This window comes from Candidatus Phytoplasma ziziphi (assembly GCF_003640545.1).
In the GTDB taxonomy this organism is placed as follows: Bacteria; Bacillota_I; Bacilli_A; order Acholeplasmatales; family Acholeplasmataceae; genus Phytoplasma; species Phytoplasma ziziphi.
Genome location: NZ_CP025121.1, coordinates 512,258 through 531,286, shown reverse-complemented (window position 1 = coordinate 531,286; position 19,029 = coordinate 512,258). Strand labels below are relative to the sequence as shown.

Here is a 19,029-nt window from a genome sequence, read left to right as displayed (position 1 = left end):
TTAATTAATAGCAAATAAAAAAAGAAAGGATAAAAAATTAATTAATGAATTTTAAAGAATTTTATAACAAAAATAAAAAAATATTAATCATTGTTTTCGTTGTAATTACTATAGTTATATTGGTTTTTGTAGGACTAAAAATAATTAATAGAAGATATTGTCCCCAAAAATCAGCCCCGGACACAATACAAAATAATTCAGAAAAAGAAAATAATGGTAAAATAATTAAAAAAGGTGTTGTTAAAGATAATTCAATACAACATCAATATATAAATTTAAACCCTTTCGACATAAATTCTAGTAAAGCATTAAAAAAAGAAATTTTTAAATATCTTACAACACCCTACTTTAACTTTGATTATGAAAATAATCAAAAAATTACTGAAGGATTGTGCAAACTTGAAGTAATAGGAAAAGATGCACAAACATATAATATTAATGAAAAAAATTTAGACTCTTTTGAGAGTCCAGAATTCACTTTTACTTTAAATAAAAATATGAAATTCATAAATAATGAATTAATTACTATAAAACATATATTATTTAGTTTAGAACAATTAAAAAAAAATAGTAAATTTCAAGATTTAACGATTGAAGATAAAACTTGCCATAATGAAAATAAATTTAAAATTTCTTTTCAAAAAAATAAAACATTAAAAAACATTATAAATTTATTAAATGAAAATCTTATTTTAGTTCCAATTACTGAATATAAAAATTCTTTGAGTGATAATTTAAGCATTTCTTCTTATGGTACAAAAGAAAATTATTTTATTTCATACGGACCTTATAAAATAGATGATTTTGTCGATAATCAACTATATACATTTTCTAAAATTAATGATAGTAATAATAAATTGCAAATTTATATATGTGAAAATCAAAAAAATTTAGAACAATTATTTGATACAGAAAAAATAACAGAATTATCGTTAGATACCCCAAATACAATAGGAAAATTAAAAAAATATCAAAATAAAGATTATCAAATTCACTACATAAATGAATTGAAAAATACTAGTGATTTTCTTCGTATGACAGCTCTTTATTTAAATTATGGAGAAAACGATCCGCAAAAAAATATTTCCAAAAATATAAATTTTAGAAAAGCTTTATTTTTTGCAATCGATAGAGATAAATTATTTTATGATTTAAGCAAATGTAATGATGATAAAACAATTGTTTATGAAAAAAAAGCAATTTCTTTTTTACCAGATAAATTATTTTTACCTGGTCATCCTGATGTTATAATGAATAATATTCCGAAAAATGTTGAAAATAATGTTGAAAGTTATACATATAATCTTGAAAAAGCGAAAAATTTTTTTCAACAAGCGCTTAATTCTGCAAATTTAAATAAGATTGAATTAAATATTATTTCGCCAAATCAATCAAATGTTAATGATTATAAACAAATAGCTCAATTATTACAAGAACAATTAAAAAATGCTTTCGGAGACAAAATATCAATAGAATTGAAAGATTCACAAATAAGTCCAATGCAACAATCATTACCAAAAAATAATAACATTATTGTAGTTGATGATTTAAAATATAATATAGCAAATTTACCTTTTTTCACTTCTTTAAATAAAAAAGACAAATGTAGCGAAAAAATTATTAAAACAATGCAAAAAATAGATAAAAGTGTAAATAATGAATTAACGATAGAACAATTAGAACACAAAATTTTAAATTTAAAACAAAAATACAATTATAAAAAAGAATTATTAAATATTTTTAATGAATTAGAAAAAAAATGCTATCAAGAATTAATCAACATTCCTTTGTTGATTAAACCACAAAAAATTCTTATTACAAGAACTTAAAACGCATAATTAATTTTAAAAATTTTAATATTTTTCTAAGAAAAGACAAAAAATTATTATGAATATAAATAAAACAAAATTAATGATTTATTTATTTTTGATTCTTTTAAGTATCTTTATTGCAAAGGAATTAATTGATGATTTTTTTACTAAAGGAACTAAAGTCGAAAATAATCAAATTATTCAAATGATTAAAAATTCTAATATTGAAAAGATTACTCATGAAGAACCTGGAAATAAATTATTAAATCAAAATAGAATCAAAATAAGAGCTTATACAAGAAATAAAGAAATTTTTTGGACTAAAATGGATTTTACTTTTTATTCAGGGATGATAAGTCTTTTAATAGAAAGGCCTTCAATTAAATTCGAACCTGTTTATTTTTATAATTTCAATTTTTTAAGATTTTTATTTGATATTATTCCTATTTTTTCTTCTAGTGTTTTTATTTTCTATATTATTAACAATATCAAAAAAACATCAAACAAACTTAATTCTAACCCTCTTATATCTTCGAAACAAAAATCTAGATTCACATTTAAAGATGTTGCTGGTAATGAAGAAGAAAAAGAGGAAATGAAAGAATTAATTGATTTCTTAAAAAGACCTCAAAAATATGTTGCTGTAGGAGCTAAAATACCTAAAGGTATTTTATTAGAAGGTCCTCCTGGAACAGGAAAAACCTTATTAGCGAAAGCTTTAGCTGGAGAAGTGGGAGTTCCTTTTTATGCAGTATCTGGTTCTGAATTTGTTGAAATGTTTGTCGGCGTTGGCGCTTCTCGTGTCAGAAAATTATTTAAAGAAGCTAAGAATAACGCTCCTTGTGTGCTCTTTATTGATGAAATAGATGTTTTAGGCGGCAAAAGAAGTGGTTTTTCAGGAGGGCCTCAAGAAACAAATCAAACCCTCAACCAATTATTAACTGAAATGGATGGGTTCTCGCAATATCAAGGAATCATTATTATTGGAGCTACTAATAGAGCTGATATGTTAGATGCGGCTTTGTTAAGACCAGGAAGATTCGATCGAATCTTTAAAGTAGGTTTACCTGATGTAAAATCGCGAGAATCTATTTTAAAATTACATGCTCGTAATAAAAAAGTTGCTCCAGAGATTAATTTTCATCAATTAGCGAAACAAACCCCTTATATGAGTGGAGCTCAATTAGAAGCTGTTTTAAATGAAGCTTCTATTTTAACAGTCAGAAATCAAAAAGAAATGATTACAATGGAAGAACTAGAAGAAGCGATTGATAGAGTACTTATGGGTCCAGCTAAAAAATCCATTAAATATACTGAAGAAGAAAGAAAAATGGTCGCTTACCATGAAGCGGGACACGCAGTCATTGGTTTAAAATTAGAACATGCTCAAAAAGTTCAAAAAATAACTATCATTCCAAGAGGTTCAGCAGGCGGTTATAACTTAATGTTACCTGAAAAAGAAACCTTCTTTTCTTCTAAAAAAAGAATGTTAGCAAATATCGTTTCTTATTTAGGCGGTAGAGTAGCTGAAGAATTAGTTTTTGACGATGTTTCTAATGGAGCTTGTGAGGATTTTAAACAAGCTACTAAAATATCTAGTTTGATGGTGACTAAATATGGAATGAGTGATTTAGGTGTTTCTCAAGATTCTGATTTTTCTGATAAAAAAACGATTGATATAGAAATTAAAAAAATAGTAGACGAATGTTATCAAGAATGCCGAAAAATTATTAAAGAAAATAAATCTTTATTAGATAAAATAACTAATTTATTATTAGAAAAAGAAACTATTAATAAAGAAGAAATAGATAAATTAACAATTGTTTAAAATATTTAATTAAATTTATTTAGTAATTTTTTGAAAATTTTATTATTCATTCGAATATAATTTAAATTTTTTATTTTTTTGATAGAATATAAAAAATAAAAAGTTTTTTTGAAAAATATAAATTTAAATTTAATTAAATTTTTGCCCAATCTATAAAATTTATTTTTAAAACAAAAAAATAATTTAATATTTATATTTAAATAAAAAAACCTTAACTTTTGAATTTAGTGTTTTTTTATAAAACAAACATTTAATAAATACAAAATATATTTTATCAATATTAAAATTATTGTTAATGTTTATATAATCTAATTTTAAAAACTAAAAGTATATTTAAAAATTTTCGCCAGTATTCTAAAATAAAGTTTTTTATGTTTGCGTTTGTTAATTTATTTTTAATTTTAGGTCTCCTTTGTTTCTAAGTTTGGACAATAAAAAAATAAAACTCAAATTTTAGTTTTTTGAGTTTTATTTTTAGTTTTTATTTTAATTATTTCGTTTTTTCGAGTTAAAGAAAAAAAATAAAAAACTCTTTATTTTTTTCTTATCCTATATGTTTTTTTAAAAAAACATATAGGATTTTTCTTTATATGAAATGTTTTCTTTTAGTTATTTTTTTAATTTAAATTAATAAATGATTTAAATAATATTTTTTTCGAAATCGATAGTTTTGTAATAAATCCTTTTCTAAATTTTGTTTTTCATCTAATAAAGAAAGAAAAGAAGCTATTTTGTTTTGTTCTGAGAGAGAAGGCAAATATAATAATATTTTTTCACTAAAATTTGTTTGTAAACCTGGATTTGCTGTTCCTATTTTATAATTTTTAATTTGATTTTCTAATTTTTTTAAATAATAAAAAAGAAATAATGTATTATTTTTGGATTTTAATTCATTTTTTATATTAATTAAAAAAGAACTATCACTACACCAAAAAGGTCTATTATGATAAAAAACATAACCAATACTACCGAAACAAATAATAGTAATAGTATTTTTACCAGCATTATATTGATGATAAAATCCCAAGGGTTTTTGACCACCACTAATAACTGGATATTGATTTATTTCATTCAATTGTGTTGATAATTGTTTTTTAAGAAGACGTTTTCCTCTTTTTATTTCAACTAACTCTTTTAATTTATAACAATGATATTCTTTTTTTTCAAACTCTGGAAATCTTAATTGTCTTTCTATTAATTGATTTAAATAATATTTTTGGTGTAATTCTATATCCTTAATAATTTCACTTTGTATTTTAATTCTTTCATCTAATAAAGAAAGAAAAGAAGCTATTTTGTTTTGTTCTTGAAGGGATAATGGATACAGAATAGAAAAACTTTCTAAAGATTTTTTAGAAATATTTTTTAATCCTGTTCCATAACCTAATTTTTTTAAACAAAATTCATTTTTTTTTAAATAATGAAATAAATAACTATAATTTATCTTTTGAAGACATTTAATTAATTTAAAAGCATGAGCGCCACACCAAAAAGGAACTTGATGATAGTGAACATAACCACAATTACCTCCTTGACTAATGGTAATTGTATTCATGGGAGTATTAAATTGAGAATAATAACCAGATGGTTTATTACCGCCATTCATGACATAATATTTCCCATGAGTTTGAAATTTAGTACGATTTAACTGTTCACCTGTTTTTATTTCAACTAACTCTTTTAATGTAACTTCTTTTAAATAAGATTGTTCTTCCCATTCTTTTTCAAACTCTGGAAATCTCAAATGGGGACACTTAAGGAATTGTTTATCAGGAATATTTTATTTTTCTCTTAATTCTTTTCCAAGTTATAAATATTTTAAAATAACTACGTTCATATTAATATTTAGTTTAAGTTAATAAAAATAATGTATATGAGATAAAAAAATGTATTAAATTAAAGTTTGTAACATTTTTTCTAAAGATTTTTTTTTAGTTTCATAATTCGGATGAACATATAAATTTAAGGTAGTTTTGATATCGCGATGCCCTAATAAAGAACTAATTGTTTTATAATCAATTTTAGTTTCTACTAAACGAGTTGCGAAACTATGTCTTAAACCATGGAAATTAATAAATGGAATTTTTAATTTTTTTAAAAGTCTTTCGTAATATTTACGAAATACACGTGGTTCAATTGGCTTTTTATTATTTGAAAGAATAAAAAAAGTAGAACATAAATTTTTTTTTAAAGGTGTTAATAAATGAAACAAAAAAGATGATAAAGGGATTTCACGATGAGATTGAGGGGTTTTTGCTTCATTTAAAATTAATTCTGTTTTTGCTTTTTGCGGGTTAACAATCATTGATCTTTGAAGTGTTTTTGAAATACAAAAAAGTTTTCGTTTAAAATCAATATCTTTCCATTTTAAAGCACAAATTTCCCCAATTCTTATTCCTGAAGATAAAACAATTAAAAGTCCTAAATTTTGAAAAGTAAAATTTTTTTTTTAAATAAGTCATTAATTTTCTTTGGTCTTTACGTGGTAAAACTTTAATACGCGTTTTATAAGAAGAAAGAGGAAAATGTAATTGAAATTCTATTAATGGCCAATGATAATTTTTTTGTGCAAATTTTAAAATCATTTTTAAAAGAACAATGAGATCCTTTCAATGTTTTATTTTTTAAACCCTTCTGATGTTTTAATAAAATAAAATTTTGCACTTCTTGTTCTGTAAGATGATAAGAATTACCAAAAACAGGGATAAAATGTTTTTTAATATTGAAATAATAAATTGAAACGGAAGATTTTTTAATATATAAAGCTTTTTCTTTTAAAAAAAGTGGAACAACTTCTTGGAAAGACAAGGGATAAGAATTCATTTTTTTAACTCCTTTTGTTATAATTTAGTTATTATTTTTTTAGACTTATATTTCATTTGACGATGATTATGGTTGGTAATGTCAATAAAAAAACACATTTTTTCTACAAAAAAACAACTTAATTTTAATTTTTTTTATTTATAAAAGAAATTAAGTTTGTACATCAAAAAAGAGAAACCCATCATAATTCGATTACAAACTATTTTTTTAATTAACTTGCATATCTTTTCTTCTTTCTTTAACCAACTTTATTTCTCGTTAAACCTTTCTCTTTTTGAAAATTAGCTTGTTTTTTTATATTAAATAAAAATATTCGGGTTTTTTAATTAACAGTTTATACGTCTTATTAAGGACGGATATTGTTATTCTCAAACCAGAATTTATTTTTTTAACTTTCTCCAAAAATCAAAGAATAAATAAGAGCATTTGTTTGTAAAAAAATATTTTTATAATTTTCATCATTCTTGGAATCATTTTATTTTCAATTGTATTGACGAATAAAGTTACAATAATAATCTAAATTTATTTTTTTTAATATAAATATTATTTTATCATTAATTAAAAAAATATTTTTTTTATGTTAAAGTTGCCCTAATGAAGCTTTGTTTATAAATATTTTATAATATGAGTTTAACTTTTTTTTGTAAACTCGAAATCCTCAATTAATAATCAAAAAAATATCATAAAAAATAAAATGATTTCAATAATGGAAAAGATACTTTTTATTTTAAATATCTTAATTATATTAAGAAAAAAATAATTTAAATTGAATAAGCATTTCATTTTCTTAAGATCTTATTTTATTTGAATTATCTAAATTAAAAAAAGAATTTTGATTATTTTTTTCACAATATTAATTTTAGACTTTTGGATCATGTTTCATATTATAAGATGTTTTTTCTTTTTTTGACTGAAATAAAAAAAGACTTTTATTTTGGGTCATTGCCATAATTATAAAATATATCTTATTTTGTCAAATATACATGTATTTTCAAAAAATAAAAATCGAGATAAAATAAGAATATTATTTAGTTATCTTTATTTCAATAATATTTCAAAAATTTCCGAATAAACGTTAAAATTGTTTTTTGTTTTTTTTGTTTTATAATTGTATATTATAAATAAATTGATTCAAAAGATTTTAAATGTAAATGTGGTAAACAAATTATCATTATATATTATGATTTTTATAAGTATTTTTTTTATCAATTTACGGGAAGAAATTTATTTGAATAATAATGGAATATTTTATTTGAAAACAATTACTATAAATTAAAAAAATAATAATAAACTTAAAAATAATTTAATAATAAAAAAATTTAAAAAAGAGGATATCTCAATGTTATACGAAAAAAAATTAGAAGATAAAGCTTTTCAAAAATTGATATCTTTAGGTTATGAAGAAGTTATAATTAAAAATCGAGAAGATTTAACAAAGAATTTTCAAAACCAATTTTTAAAATATAATTTAGATAATCAAATCGATTCAAATTTTACTAATATCAATCAATTACATAAAAATTGGTTTGATGATTTAGAATATATTCTTTTTAATGATAACAAAATAAAAAATGTTTTAGACACTTTTGAGCCGCTTCGAGAAAAACATAATGTCAAAATGCGTGATTCTAAAAAAGGTTTTTTATTAGAATTATTTAATAAAAAAGATTGGTGTAAAAATCTTTTTCAAGTAGCACGCCAAGTAGTCATGGAAGACCTTCAAAATAATCAAAACAACGCTCGTTATGATTTAGTTTTATTTATTAATGGTTTACCTTTAGTCTTAATAGAATTAAAAAAACAATGGCAAGGTCTAAAAGAAGCTTTTAATCAAATTAAAGATTATTCTTCGAATTTTCAAAGTTTGTTTCGTTATATTGAAATTTTAATTATTTCTGACGGAAATGAAACTGAATATTTCGCCAATCAACCTCAAGAAAAATCTAATTTATTAAATAGATATCGTTTTCAATGGACTAATTTTGATTATCAATATATGAATAATCTTATTGTTTTTATTGATGATTTTTTAAAACCTTGTCGTTTAGCTCAAATTATCGCTCGTTATATTTTTTCACATGAAGACAAAAAAAGTTTATTAATCATGCGTCCTCACCAAATACATGCTACAGAAACGTTATTAAAATTAGCCGAAGACACAGGAAATAATGGTTATATTTGGCATACTACCGGTTCTGGAAAAACTTTTACTTCTTTCGCTTTATGTGATATTCTACAATCAACAACAAATGCACAAGTCTTTTTTTAACTGATCGAAAAGAATTAGATTTCCAAACTTTCCAAGAATTTTATAGTTTTAACGAAAAGTCAATACAAAAAATTGAAACTACAAAAGCTTTAATTCAATATTTTCAAGAACCTTCTAATAAAATTGTTGCTACTTTGATTCATAAAATGTATAAATTAACTCAAATGTCTCAAAATAGAAAACTTTTAGAAAAATGGCGTCAAAAAAACATTTTTTTTATTATCGACGAATGTCATCGCACCCAATCTGGTTCCATGCATAATACTTTGAAAAATACTTTTCCTGAAGCTCGTTTTTTTGGCTTTACAGGAACTCCTTTATTTAAAGATCATATCCTCAAAAATGAAAAAAGTACAGAAGAACTTTTTGGTGGTGATTATAAACATAGTTATACTATGTATAACGCTTTAAAAGAAACAACCAATTGTAAATGTATTTTACCTTTTTGTATCCGTTATTTACCAAAAAAATACAAAGACCTAGATTCTAAAGTTCAATATATTTTAGATAATCATAATGACATTTCACAAAACCGCAAATATAACGCTATATTAATAGCTCAAGATATAAAACATTTATTAAAATATTATGAACTTTTTCAAAAAAAATTAAAAGAAGATCCGAATCTTCATTCCTTCAAAATAGCAGCCATTTTTAGCAATAATATTGATTTAAAAGAAAATTCAAATCAAGAACAATCTATTTCAGAAAAACAATTAGACAAAATCATTAAAGAATACGATCCTAGTTCTGATATCAAAAATTATCATCAAATTATTTTAAAAGATATGAAAGAAAACAAAATTAATATCTTAATTGTAGTACGTATGTTTTTAACAGGATTTGATTCTCCTTTATTAAACGCTTTATATGTAGATCGTCCTTTACAAAAACATGAATTATTTCAAGCTTTTTCTCGTACTATTCGTAAAGACAATGATAGATTTAAACCATATGGTAATATTTATTGTTTTCAAACTACTAAAGAAGATGTTGATGATTCTTTAAAAATATTCGCTTCCAATGGCCATAATGATAAAGATAACATTATCGTTAAGAAAAGTTATACTGAAGCAAAAGAAGAATATAATCGAACAAGTGAAGATTTTCGCCAATTCGCTCCTGATCCTCAAACGGTAAATCAAGAAATTATCGGTTATTCAAAAAAAGAAAATGAATATTTAAAAAAATTTAATGATTTAAAGAAAAAAAGAAAAAATTTAAAAACATATCAACCAGAATTTAATAAAGATGTCAAGAATAATAATTTTCATATCAACGAAGAAGATTTTTTTAATTATCAAAGTAAATATAGAAAAATCAAAGACGGAAAACATCAAAAAATAAATACATCCTCATCAACAACCTTTGAAGAAAAAAAAGAAAAATTTCGAAAATTTATTGAAGATTTACGTCAAATAACTCCTAAGCCGGAAGATGTTTATGATTTAAAAAATGAAAACAAAGATATATTTATCAAGCTTGTTAATGTTATCGATAATCAACTTGAAATAATGCGTCCTAAACCAAGTTTTAATATAAATGAATTTTCTTTGTCAGAGGAAGAATTAAAACTTTATCAACAAAAAAGAGACCAATTAGAAGAAGAAGAGAAAGAAAGAGAATTTATTATAGATTTAGATTATTTAGATAATTTAGATAATTTATATAATTTATTTAATAATGTATTTAAACTTCGTGATACACTTAAACTTTCCGAATCGTCGTATAAAAAAGATGTTAACGATAAATCCCAAATTCTCTTTAAAATAGAAGAACAGATATCATTATGCAATTTCACGTCTAATCAGAAAAAATTATTACAAAAATATTTTAGTTCTGATTCTTTTTTTGATTATTTTCAATCTATAAAACAAGAATCAAATAATAAATTAATTAAACATTATTATAACTTTATCGAAAAAACTCAAGAATCGGAATTAAAAGAAAAAGCGAATGAATTAGGTTTACCATTAGAAGAATTAAAAGACATTATCGAATACCAACAATTTGGCGCAGACGAGAGTTCTATTAGGCGTTATATTCATAAAATTTTAGGTAATAAAACGATAGATGCTTATCGAAAAAATAATCTTCAATTGCTAAATATCCCAAAATATAAATTAAAAATGAAATTAAAAGATTTAATTTATGATTTTATAAAACATTTTATTAAAAAATATTACTCTGAAAGGAAAATTAACCGTTTATGAATGAAACAAATAAATTAATTAATTTAAAAACTTCTTTATGGAAAATGGCTTGTAATTTACGCGGTAACATGGACGCTTTTGAATTTAAAGACTATATTTTAGGACTTTTATGTTTTCGTTTTTTATCAGAAAAATTAGAAAAATATTTAAAAGAAGAAGAAATAGAAGATTATGAAAAAGAATATCAAGATTCGGACTGTCAAAAATTATTAAAAGAAAAATTAAGTTTTTATCTTAAACCAGAAGAGTTGTGGTCTCATTTCATCTACCTCATTCAAAATAAAAAAGAAGATTTTAATTATAAACTATTAATGAATGCTTTTGCTTCTATTGAAGAAACTTCTAAAAATACTAATTATCGTGATGTTTTTAATAATTTATTCTCTATTATTGATTTAGATAATAATAAAATTGGTAAAACAACTTCAGATAAAAATGATTTATTAAGTAATTTAATGAGAAAAATTGATAATTTGTGTCCTTATGAAAGTTTTTGTAGTGATTATTTAGGAGATATTTATGAATATTTAATTGGAGAATTTGCGGCTTCAGCAGGTAAAAAAGCGGGAGAATTTTTTACTCCAATAGCTGTGTCTGCTTTAATGGCTGAAATGGTAACTTCAAATCAAGTTCTCAATCCTTCAACAAGTAATTTAAAAATTTATGATCCTACTTGCGGGAGCGGATCTTTGTTGTTACAAGTGGTTCGAAAAATCAAAAGTAAAAATAATATTGTTAAAAATGCCAAAAATTCTATTATCATTTGTGGTCAAGAGCTAAACGATACTACTTATAATTTAGCTCGAATGAATATGTTAATGCATGCTATTGATTATTTTGAAATCAAATTATATCTTGGAAATACTTTGACTAATTTTTTTCAATCTGAAGAACATCCTCATCGTGAAATTGTAGAAAAAGAAGGCGGTTTTTCAATTATTGTCGCTAATCCTCCTTATAGCCAAACGTGGCGTCAAGACTCTGTTAATCAAAGTGTTCTTTTTCAAACAGACGAACGTTTTTCAGGTTACGGAGGATTAGCGCCTAAAAATAAAGCGGATTGGGCTTTTGTTCAACATATGATTTATTGTTTAAAAGACGAAGGGGTTTGCGCGGTCGTTTTACCACATGGAATTTTATTTAGAGAGAATGCAGAAGGTTTAATTAGGAAACATATTTTAGAAAAAGGATATATAGACGCTGTTATTGGTTTACCAGAAAAAATTTTTTATGGTACGAGTATCGCAACTTGTATTTTAATTATTAGAAAATGTAAAAAAGACAATAATGTCTTATTTATTGATGCTTCACAAGAATATAGTCCTGGAAAACAAAATACTTTAAGCGAAAATAATATTCAAAATATTTTAAAACTTTATTTAGATCGAAAAAAAATAAATAGCCTTTCTTATGTCGCTTCTATAGAAGAAATCAAACAGAATAATTATGATTTGTCTATTAATCATTATATTACCTCCGAAACAAAAGAAGAAAATATTGATATCGTCGAAATAGAGAAAAATATTATTACCTTAGAAAATCAAAAAAAAGCAATAGAAAAAGAAATAAATAATTATTTAAAAGAATTAAGAGAAAAATAAAATATGCCTGATAAACAATTCCTTAAGTGTCCCCCTTTGAGATTTCGAGAGTTTGAAAAAGAATGGGAAGAACAATCATTAAATAAATTTCTTAAAGAAAGAAAAGAAAAAAGTACTGTTTTAAATCAATATAAAATAGCCAGTGTATCCGCTAAAAAAGGTTTAATATTACAAGAAGAACGTTTTTTGAAAAAAATAGCTAGTAAAAATGATATTGGTTATAAAATTGTAGGTTCTAATAATTTAGTTGTTTGCCCACAAAATTTGGATAGAGGCACCATTTGTATTAACCTTGATTTAGGAAAAGTATTAGTTTCCCCTTCTTATAAAGTTTATTTAATTAATTATTCTTTTATTTCTGTTTTATTTTTATTTTTTGCTATTCGTTCACGAAAAAATAATGAAATATTTAAATTAATAATTAAAAAAGGAACTTCGAGTGGCAGAGTTGTCACGGATATGCAAAAATTTTTAAAATTAAAATTTTATATCCCTTCTCTTTCAGAACAAAACAAAATAGCTTCTTTCTTAATTTTATTAGATGAAAGAATTAAAATACAAAGTGAAATTATTAAGGATATAGAATTACGCCAAAAATATTATTTAAATCAATTAATGGAAAGACAATTAAGATTTCCAGAGTTTGAAAAAGAATGGGAAGAACAATCTTATTTAAAAGAAATTGCGTTTATTATTTTTGGTACAAATCCAAAAAATAAATTTTATTCTTGTGATACGAATAATTTTAAAAAAATTAATCAAATAAAATTTGAATGTCTTAAATCTGGCCAAATAAGAGGATTAGACGAATTTAATCTTAAAATAAGATATTATTCAACTGAAGATATCAAAATATCTTACGATAAATTATTACAAGAAGAAGATCTTATTTTAAATAAACAAGGTAAGGGTACTGCTGGTCGTATTGGGTTTTTCCGACATTCCATTTTCAAATATTCAACGATTATTAATTCATGTGGTTGTATTATTCGCGCTAATAAAACAATTATAAATTCTCGTTATTTATTATATTTTATGAATTCTGAATATATAGGATTTAAGAAATTACATGATATGGCTGTCGGTACTACAGGACAAGTACAAATTCCAGTTGAAAAAATAAAAAATTTAATAATAAAATATCCTAGTTTACAACAACAACAAAAAATAACTGCTTTCTTATCTTTATTAGATGAAAAACAAAATTTAGAAAAGAATTTATTACAAAACTATCAACTTCAAAAACAATATTATTTAAATAATTTATTAATTTAAATTGAAAAAAATAACTAAAAGAAAATATTTCATATAAAGAAAAATCCTATATTTTTTGTAAAAAAACATATAGGATAAGAAAAAAATGAAGAGTTTTTTATTTTTTTTCTTTAACTCGAAAAAACGTAATAATCAAAATTAATACCTAAAATCAAACTAAAAATTGAGTTTGATTTTTTTTATTGTCAAAACTCGGAAACAAAGGAGCGAAAAAACAAAAAATAAATTGATAAATTACAACACAAAAATTTATATATTAAAAGAATGTTTTAAAATCTTAAAAACATTTATAATTTTCAAAATTAGATTACATAAACAAGATAACAACAATAGAAAATTTACCTTTTTTGAAATTGAATTTACAGACAAAATGGAAAATAAATATGATTATAGGTTTAATATGAAAACAAAAAAATTATTCTTAAATCAAAAAATATTTTTAGATATTTACGAAAAAATCCAAAATGAACAAAAATTTTTATTATCTCTTGAAAAATGGTGATATATAAAAAAATAGGAGTTTTTAAAAATAAATCATTTTGATTAATCTTTTTTAATTTGTAAATCATATAATAAAATATTTTCATGATTTTTTTCAAACCAAGGCGATTCGTTTTTACTCGTTTTCGGGAATAAAAAATTATAAAAAAAATAAAATAAATTTCTTATATTAATATTTATTATTGGTAAGTTTAACACCATTTCTCCCTTATCATTTTTGTTAGTAAATAATTGTAAAAAAGAATATATTTTTTTAGATTTGTTCGACTTAAGATTTTTTTCTGCACCTTTTTCCAAATCACTTAATTTTTTCAATAATTCTATCTCCAATAATTTAGAATCGATTTGTGATACATCATTATTATTTTCTATTGTTTCTATTTTTTTTAAGATTAAATTAGTGGTCATAGTTTTGGATTTGTTTAAGACTTTCTTTATTAATTTTTTATGTTTTTCAGAACATTTTTCATCAAAATAAGATTCTACAAGAAAATTAATATTGATATCTTCCCTCTTCTTTTTCGTATTTTTTTCATCCATATATAAACAATTTTCATATTTACATTCATGATTTCTATATATTTTGAGAATTTCATTTTTAATTTTTTTAATTTCTTCAATTTTTTTTGAATTTTTAATATCAAAATCTATATTTAGAAGAATATTATAATAAGGCATTTGTTTTTGATACGTTTTTTTGCTATTTGATATTATATTCCGTATTTCAGAACATATGTTCTTATAATTATCTATATCTTCAACAAAAATTTTCTCACACTTTTTAATTTTTTCTTTTTGCTCTTTTTCTACTTCTTTATATTTTTTTTGAAAAATTTCTTTCATAAGTTTATATATAATCATATCATTCTTCCAAGAAATAAAAAATTTATTATTGATTTGTTCTTTTATATCTTTACAAATATTTTCTACAATTGTTTGTTTATTTTTTTGTTTATTTGTTGTATTTATATTTTCATTTATCTTTTTCTGAAATTGGCACTTCTGAGAAGGATGTTGTATTACTAAAAAAAGAAATTTTTCTATTATATAATTATATCTACATATAAAACCAAAACCTTTATTTTTTAAATCCTTTAAGGCGTCATTTTTAAAGGTTTCATAATATGTTTGAAGATATTTTTTAAAATATTCTTGACATTCTGTGCATTTTGAAATATTTTCTTTAATATAGTTTAATTGCTCTTTTGAAATGTCGATAAAAGCTTTTACCAAATAGAGAAAATATGTTGATTTGTTTTGCTTGTCGTTATTGTTTAAAAATTCATTTAAGTTTTTTTGATTATCTAGTAATGTTTGTTGTGCATCAAGAAACTTTTTTTCTTTACATTGTAATAATGTCAATTGTTCTATATTATTTTTTAATTCAACTATATCTTTATCTTTTTCATTATCTTTTAATTCAAAATTATGAATTTGTTCTAAACAATATTTAATCCGTTTATAATAATTAAAATAAGATCGTTTGTTTGTAACTTTTTGTGTTATTTCCTTTAATTCATTACTTATTTCGAAAGGTAATTTTATATTTTCTTTCGAATCATTGTCATTTTGAACATTATAAAGTAAATTATAATGAGAAATATTTTGATTGCCGTGATATAAATCACATCTTAATTGATATAACAAGTTTTTTGAAAAAAAACTATCTTCTTCTTTTTTAATATTTTTAATGTCTTTATTTAGATATTTTTTTTCTATATCTTTCAAAAATTCTTTATAATGTTCTTCACTTTTATTCTTTGCATCTATGTTTTGAATATTATAACAAAGTTCTGGCCAAGAAAGCATTGTTGATAAAGCGCTTATTGAAGTATTTTCTGTTTGATTGTCTAATATTGATCTTACTGATTTTATAAAAGTAATAATAATATTTCTATTATAATTAATCTCTTGTTCTTGATCTTTTTTACAGGTTTTATTATTGTTATCTTTATAAATATTTACATATATTTCTTCTTCAAATTGATATTCATCATTTAAAAATTTTAACTTTAAGTTGTCGAGTTCTATACAAAATTTAAACCCGATAATACTTTTTTGTCTGTCCTTATTGATTGAAAAAAATATTTTAATATCTCGATTTGACATTTTGATTTCTGCATAAAAAATTTTGTTATCAGCTTTAATCATTTTTTTAAAATAATAATAACAATCTTCTTGATGTATTTTTAAATGTTTAATAATATTTGTTTTAATATTTTCTTTTATATTCGGAACTTCTGTTTTAACCAACAATTTTATAATATTTTTCACTTTATATATTTTTCTCTTTTTCTATTAAGATTTTCTCATTTTTTTAAATTCTCTTTGCTAAATCATTTAATGATATTTTTTTCTTAAAAAAAATATGTGATAAAATTATTTTTTTAATATTTAAATTAAAAAAATTTATCTTAAATTATGATTTTTTTTTGACACTCATCTCAAACTTTTTGATCTTAAACATAACAATAACCAATTATTATATAACATTTTAGCATATTTATAATATGAAGACAAATAAATATTAATTTTAATCTTTATTATATTTTTGTTATTTATCGGAAAATTTATTGAAAATAGATTAAAAAGACAAATGTTTCTGATATGGTTACCCACTAAAAAATAGACTATTAAAATTTAAATAAACTTAATTAAAAACAAATTATGTATTAATTAAAAAAATAAATAAATCCGTTTATTTAATTTTTAATAGTCGAAAAAAATGGGTTCGAATCAATTTTTATAATGATAAAATAATCTTTTTTATAAATAAATAACTTTAATTATAATAATTTTTAATTATTATGATTAAAGATGAAAAATTAAAAAGACTTATGAATAAGTCAAATATTATTTTTTTAGAAAGTGTATCATACCTTTATCACATTTGGATAACTTATTTAAGATCATTTAATTAGACTCCAGAAAAGAAATAACTTTACTTATAATAATTTTTTATTACTATAAATAAAGATAAAAATAAATAAGGTAAAAAAAGAAGATATTGATTAATGGAAGGTATATGACTATAAAAGCTAAATGGATTTCTAAATGAAATAGTCATCATTAATTTTCATTATGATAATTGTTTTATTATCAGTAAAAAAATTAAAATAAGGTCTAAAAGCGGTTCAATACGCGTTATCAATTACGTTTGTATATATAGAATATCATTCAAATATCATTTTTTTGGTTCGCTTTTAATTAATATAAATTGATTTAATAAATTTTTTATAATAATTATCTTTACTTATAATAATAAAAAATTATTATAAGTAAAGATAAAAAAATAATATTTGAAATCATTTTAATATTAATTTCTTTTTAACACTTTACTATTACATAAATGTCATTTTTTTGTTAAATTTTACCTAATATAAATCGATATAATAAAAATTTTTATATTTTTATTATTCGGTAAATATCGAAAAAAATAAAATTTTTATTTTATAAAAAAAATTAAAATAAAAAATACTATTTTTAGGTCTTTTTTGTTAATCAATTGCTTCCTATAATGTATATTATGTAAACCATTTTATTTTTTATAATTAAAAAAAATATTTTTTTAATATTTAAACTTAAAAACAGTAAAAATTTTATGTTTTTGATTGATATCAAACAAAAGCGAACTAATATTTAATAAATATCCTATATATACAAACATATTTGATATTAAACCGCTTTTAGACCTTATTTTGATTTTTTTTATTGATAATAAAAAAATTATCATAATGAAAATTAATGATGACTGTTCAGTTTTTATGGCCGCTCTTTTCATTGTTTAATTTCTACTTTCTTTGTTTTATTTCTTTTTATCTTTAATTATAGTAATAAAAAATTATTATAATTAAAGATATTTTTTTCTGAATTTAATTAAATGATCTTAAATAATTTATCAAAATTTGATAAATTTTTTATTTTGGTATGATACACTTTCTAAAAAAAATAATATTTGACTTATTCATAAGCCTTTTAATTTTTTATCTTTATTTATAGTAATAAAAAATTATTATAAGTAAAGTTATTTCTTTTCTGAATTTAATTAAATGATCTTAAATAATTTATCCAAATTTGATAAATTTTTTATTTTGGTATGATACACTTTCTAAAAAAAATAATATTTGACTTATTCATAAGCCTTTTAATTTTTTATCTTTAATTATAATAATTTTTAATTATTATAATTAAAGATATTTTTTTATAAAAAAAAGATTATTTTATTATTATAAAAATTAATTGGATACTTTATAAAAGAACTGAATGTTAAAATTGTTTTTTTTTTTTTTTTGTTTATAATTTGTAAATGATATTAATTAATAATTAGTAATAATAAATAAAGAAAAAAAAGGGATCAAAATTAAAGTTAATAATTAAAAGTATTTTTATTAATATTAAAACTTAATTTAAAAATTTTTTTAAATTTTTAATTAATAAATAAAAAAAATTAACGAAATAACAATGACAAAAGATTTAAAAAAAGAGTTATTAGTCGCGAGATTACAAAATAGAAAATTAAAAAAAAGTAAAAAAACAAATGCAAAAAAACCAACTTATTTAAAAAGTGGTACTTTTTAAATAAGTTCGTCAGCATTTAATTCAACGTTAGCTATTGTATTTTTGATTTAATTTAATAATTCTACTTGTGATCGTTTATTATAGAGCTATCATGAAAAGTAGTATGCTTGAAAATTTGCTCGCATGGTTT

The 19,029-nt window shown here is 21.3% G+C and carries 9 protein-coding genes and 1 pseudogene; 6 read left to right on the top strand and 4 right to left on the bottom strand.

From position 1 onward, the window contains the following. Positions 1-44 precede the first annotated feature (44 nt). Both CWO85_RS02630 and ftsH read left to right on the top strand, forming a co-directional pair. On the top strand, positions 45-1,829 hold the full coding sequence (locus tag CWO85_RS02630; RefSeq protein ID WP_121464095.1) for an ABC transporter substrate-binding protein: 1,785 nt from the start codon (positions 45-47) through the stop codon (positions 1,827-1,829). A gap of 58 nt (positions 1,830-1,887) precedes the next feature. Then, positions 1,888-3,639, top strand: a complete 1,752-nt coding sequence (gene ftsH, locus CWO85_RS02625; RefSeq protein ID WP_121464094.1) for an ATP-dependent zinc metalloprotease FtsH — start codon at positions 1,888-1,890, stop codon at positions 3,637-3,639. Between the two features lie 622 nt (positions 3,640-4,261). Here the strand turns inward: ftsH and CWO85_RS02620 are convergent. The 3 genes from CWO85_RS02620 to CWO85_RS02610 all read right to left on the bottom strand — a co-directional run bounded on the left by CWO85_RS02620 (position 4,262) and on the right by CWO85_RS02610 (position 6,462). After that, complete coding sequence (locus CWO85_RS02620) at positions 4,262-5,383, bottom strand: restriction endonuclease subunit S (protein ID WP_121464093.1); 1,122 nt, start codon at positions 5,381-5,383, stop codon at positions 4,262-4,264. A 147-nt stretch (positions 5,384-5,530) separates the two neighbouring features. Beyond that, positions 5,531-6,019, bottom strand: coding sequence for a site-specific integrase (locus tag CWO85_RS02615; RefSeq protein ID WP_236628368.1), 489 nt, complete (start codon positions 6,017-6,019; stop codon positions 5,531-5,533). A gap of 125 nt (positions 6,020-6,144) precedes the next feature. Further along, positions 6,145-6,462, bottom strand: a complete 318-nt coding sequence (locus CWO85_RS02610) for a hypothetical protein (RefSeq protein ID WP_121464091.1) — start codon at positions 6,460-6,462, stop codon at positions 6,145-6,147. 1,339 nt (positions 6,463-7,801) lie between these two features. Here CWO85_RS02610 and CWO85_RS02605 point away from each other — a divergent pair. From CWO85_RS02605 to CWO85_RS02590, 4 genes and pseudogenes are all read left to right on the top strand, one after another. Then, a pseudogene (locus CWO85_RS02605) lies at positions 7,802-9,739 on the top strand (type I restriction endonuclease). Between the two features lie 2 nt (positions 9,740-9,741). Beyond that, on the top strand, positions 9,742-10,944 hold the full coding sequence (locus tag CWO85_RS03850) for a type I restriction endonuclease subunit R, EcoR124 family (protein WP_420885404.1): 1,203 nt from the start codon (positions 9,742-9,744) through the stop codon (positions 10,942-10,944). Further along, on the top strand, positions 10,941-12,545 hold the full coding sequence (locus CWO85_RS02595) for a type I restriction-modification system subunit M (protein ID WP_121464088.1): 1,605 nt from the start codon (positions 10,941-10,943) through the stop codon (positions 12,543-12,545). The genes CWO85_RS03850 and CWO85_RS02595 overlap by 4 nt, the downstream gene beginning before the upstream one ends. A gap of 3 nt (positions 12,546-12,548) precedes the next feature. Next, a complete protein-coding gene (locus CWO85_RS02590; RefSeq protein ID WP_121464087.1) occupies positions 12,549-13,820 on the top strand; it encodes a restriction endonuclease subunit S in 1,272 nt (423 codons plus the stop codon). Positions 13,821-14,363: 543 nt separating this feature from the next. Here the strand turns inward: CWO85_RS02590 and CWO85_RS02580 are convergent. Further along, positions 14,364-16,595 (bottom strand): hypothetical protein, encoded by a 2,232-nt coding sequence (locus CWO85_RS02580; protein WP_121464085.1) that lies wholly within the window; start codon positions 16,593-16,595, stop codon positions 14,364-14,366. Positions 16,596-19,029 lie beyond the last annotated feature (2,434 nt).

Coding starts and splice junctions, on each gene's coding strand:
- CWO85_RS02590 (WP_121464087.1), top strand. CDS start 12,549: ATGCCTGATAAACAATTCCTTAAGTGTCCCCCTTTGAGATTTCGAGAG.
- CWO85_RS02595 (WP_121464088.1), top strand. CDS start 10,941: ATGAATGAAACAAATAAATTAATTAATTTAAAAACTTCTTTATGGAAA.
- CWO85_RS02610 (WP_121464091.1), bottom strand. CDS start 6,462: ATGAATTCTTATCCCTTGTCTTTCCAAGAAGTTGTTCCACTTTTTTTA.
- ftsH (WP_121464094.1), top strand. CDS start 1,888: ATGAATATAAATAAAACAAAATTAATGATTTATTTATTTTTGATTCTT.
- CWO85_RS02630 (WP_121464095.1), top strand. CDS start 45: ATGAATTTTAAAGAATTTTATAACAAAAATAAAAAAATATTAATCATT.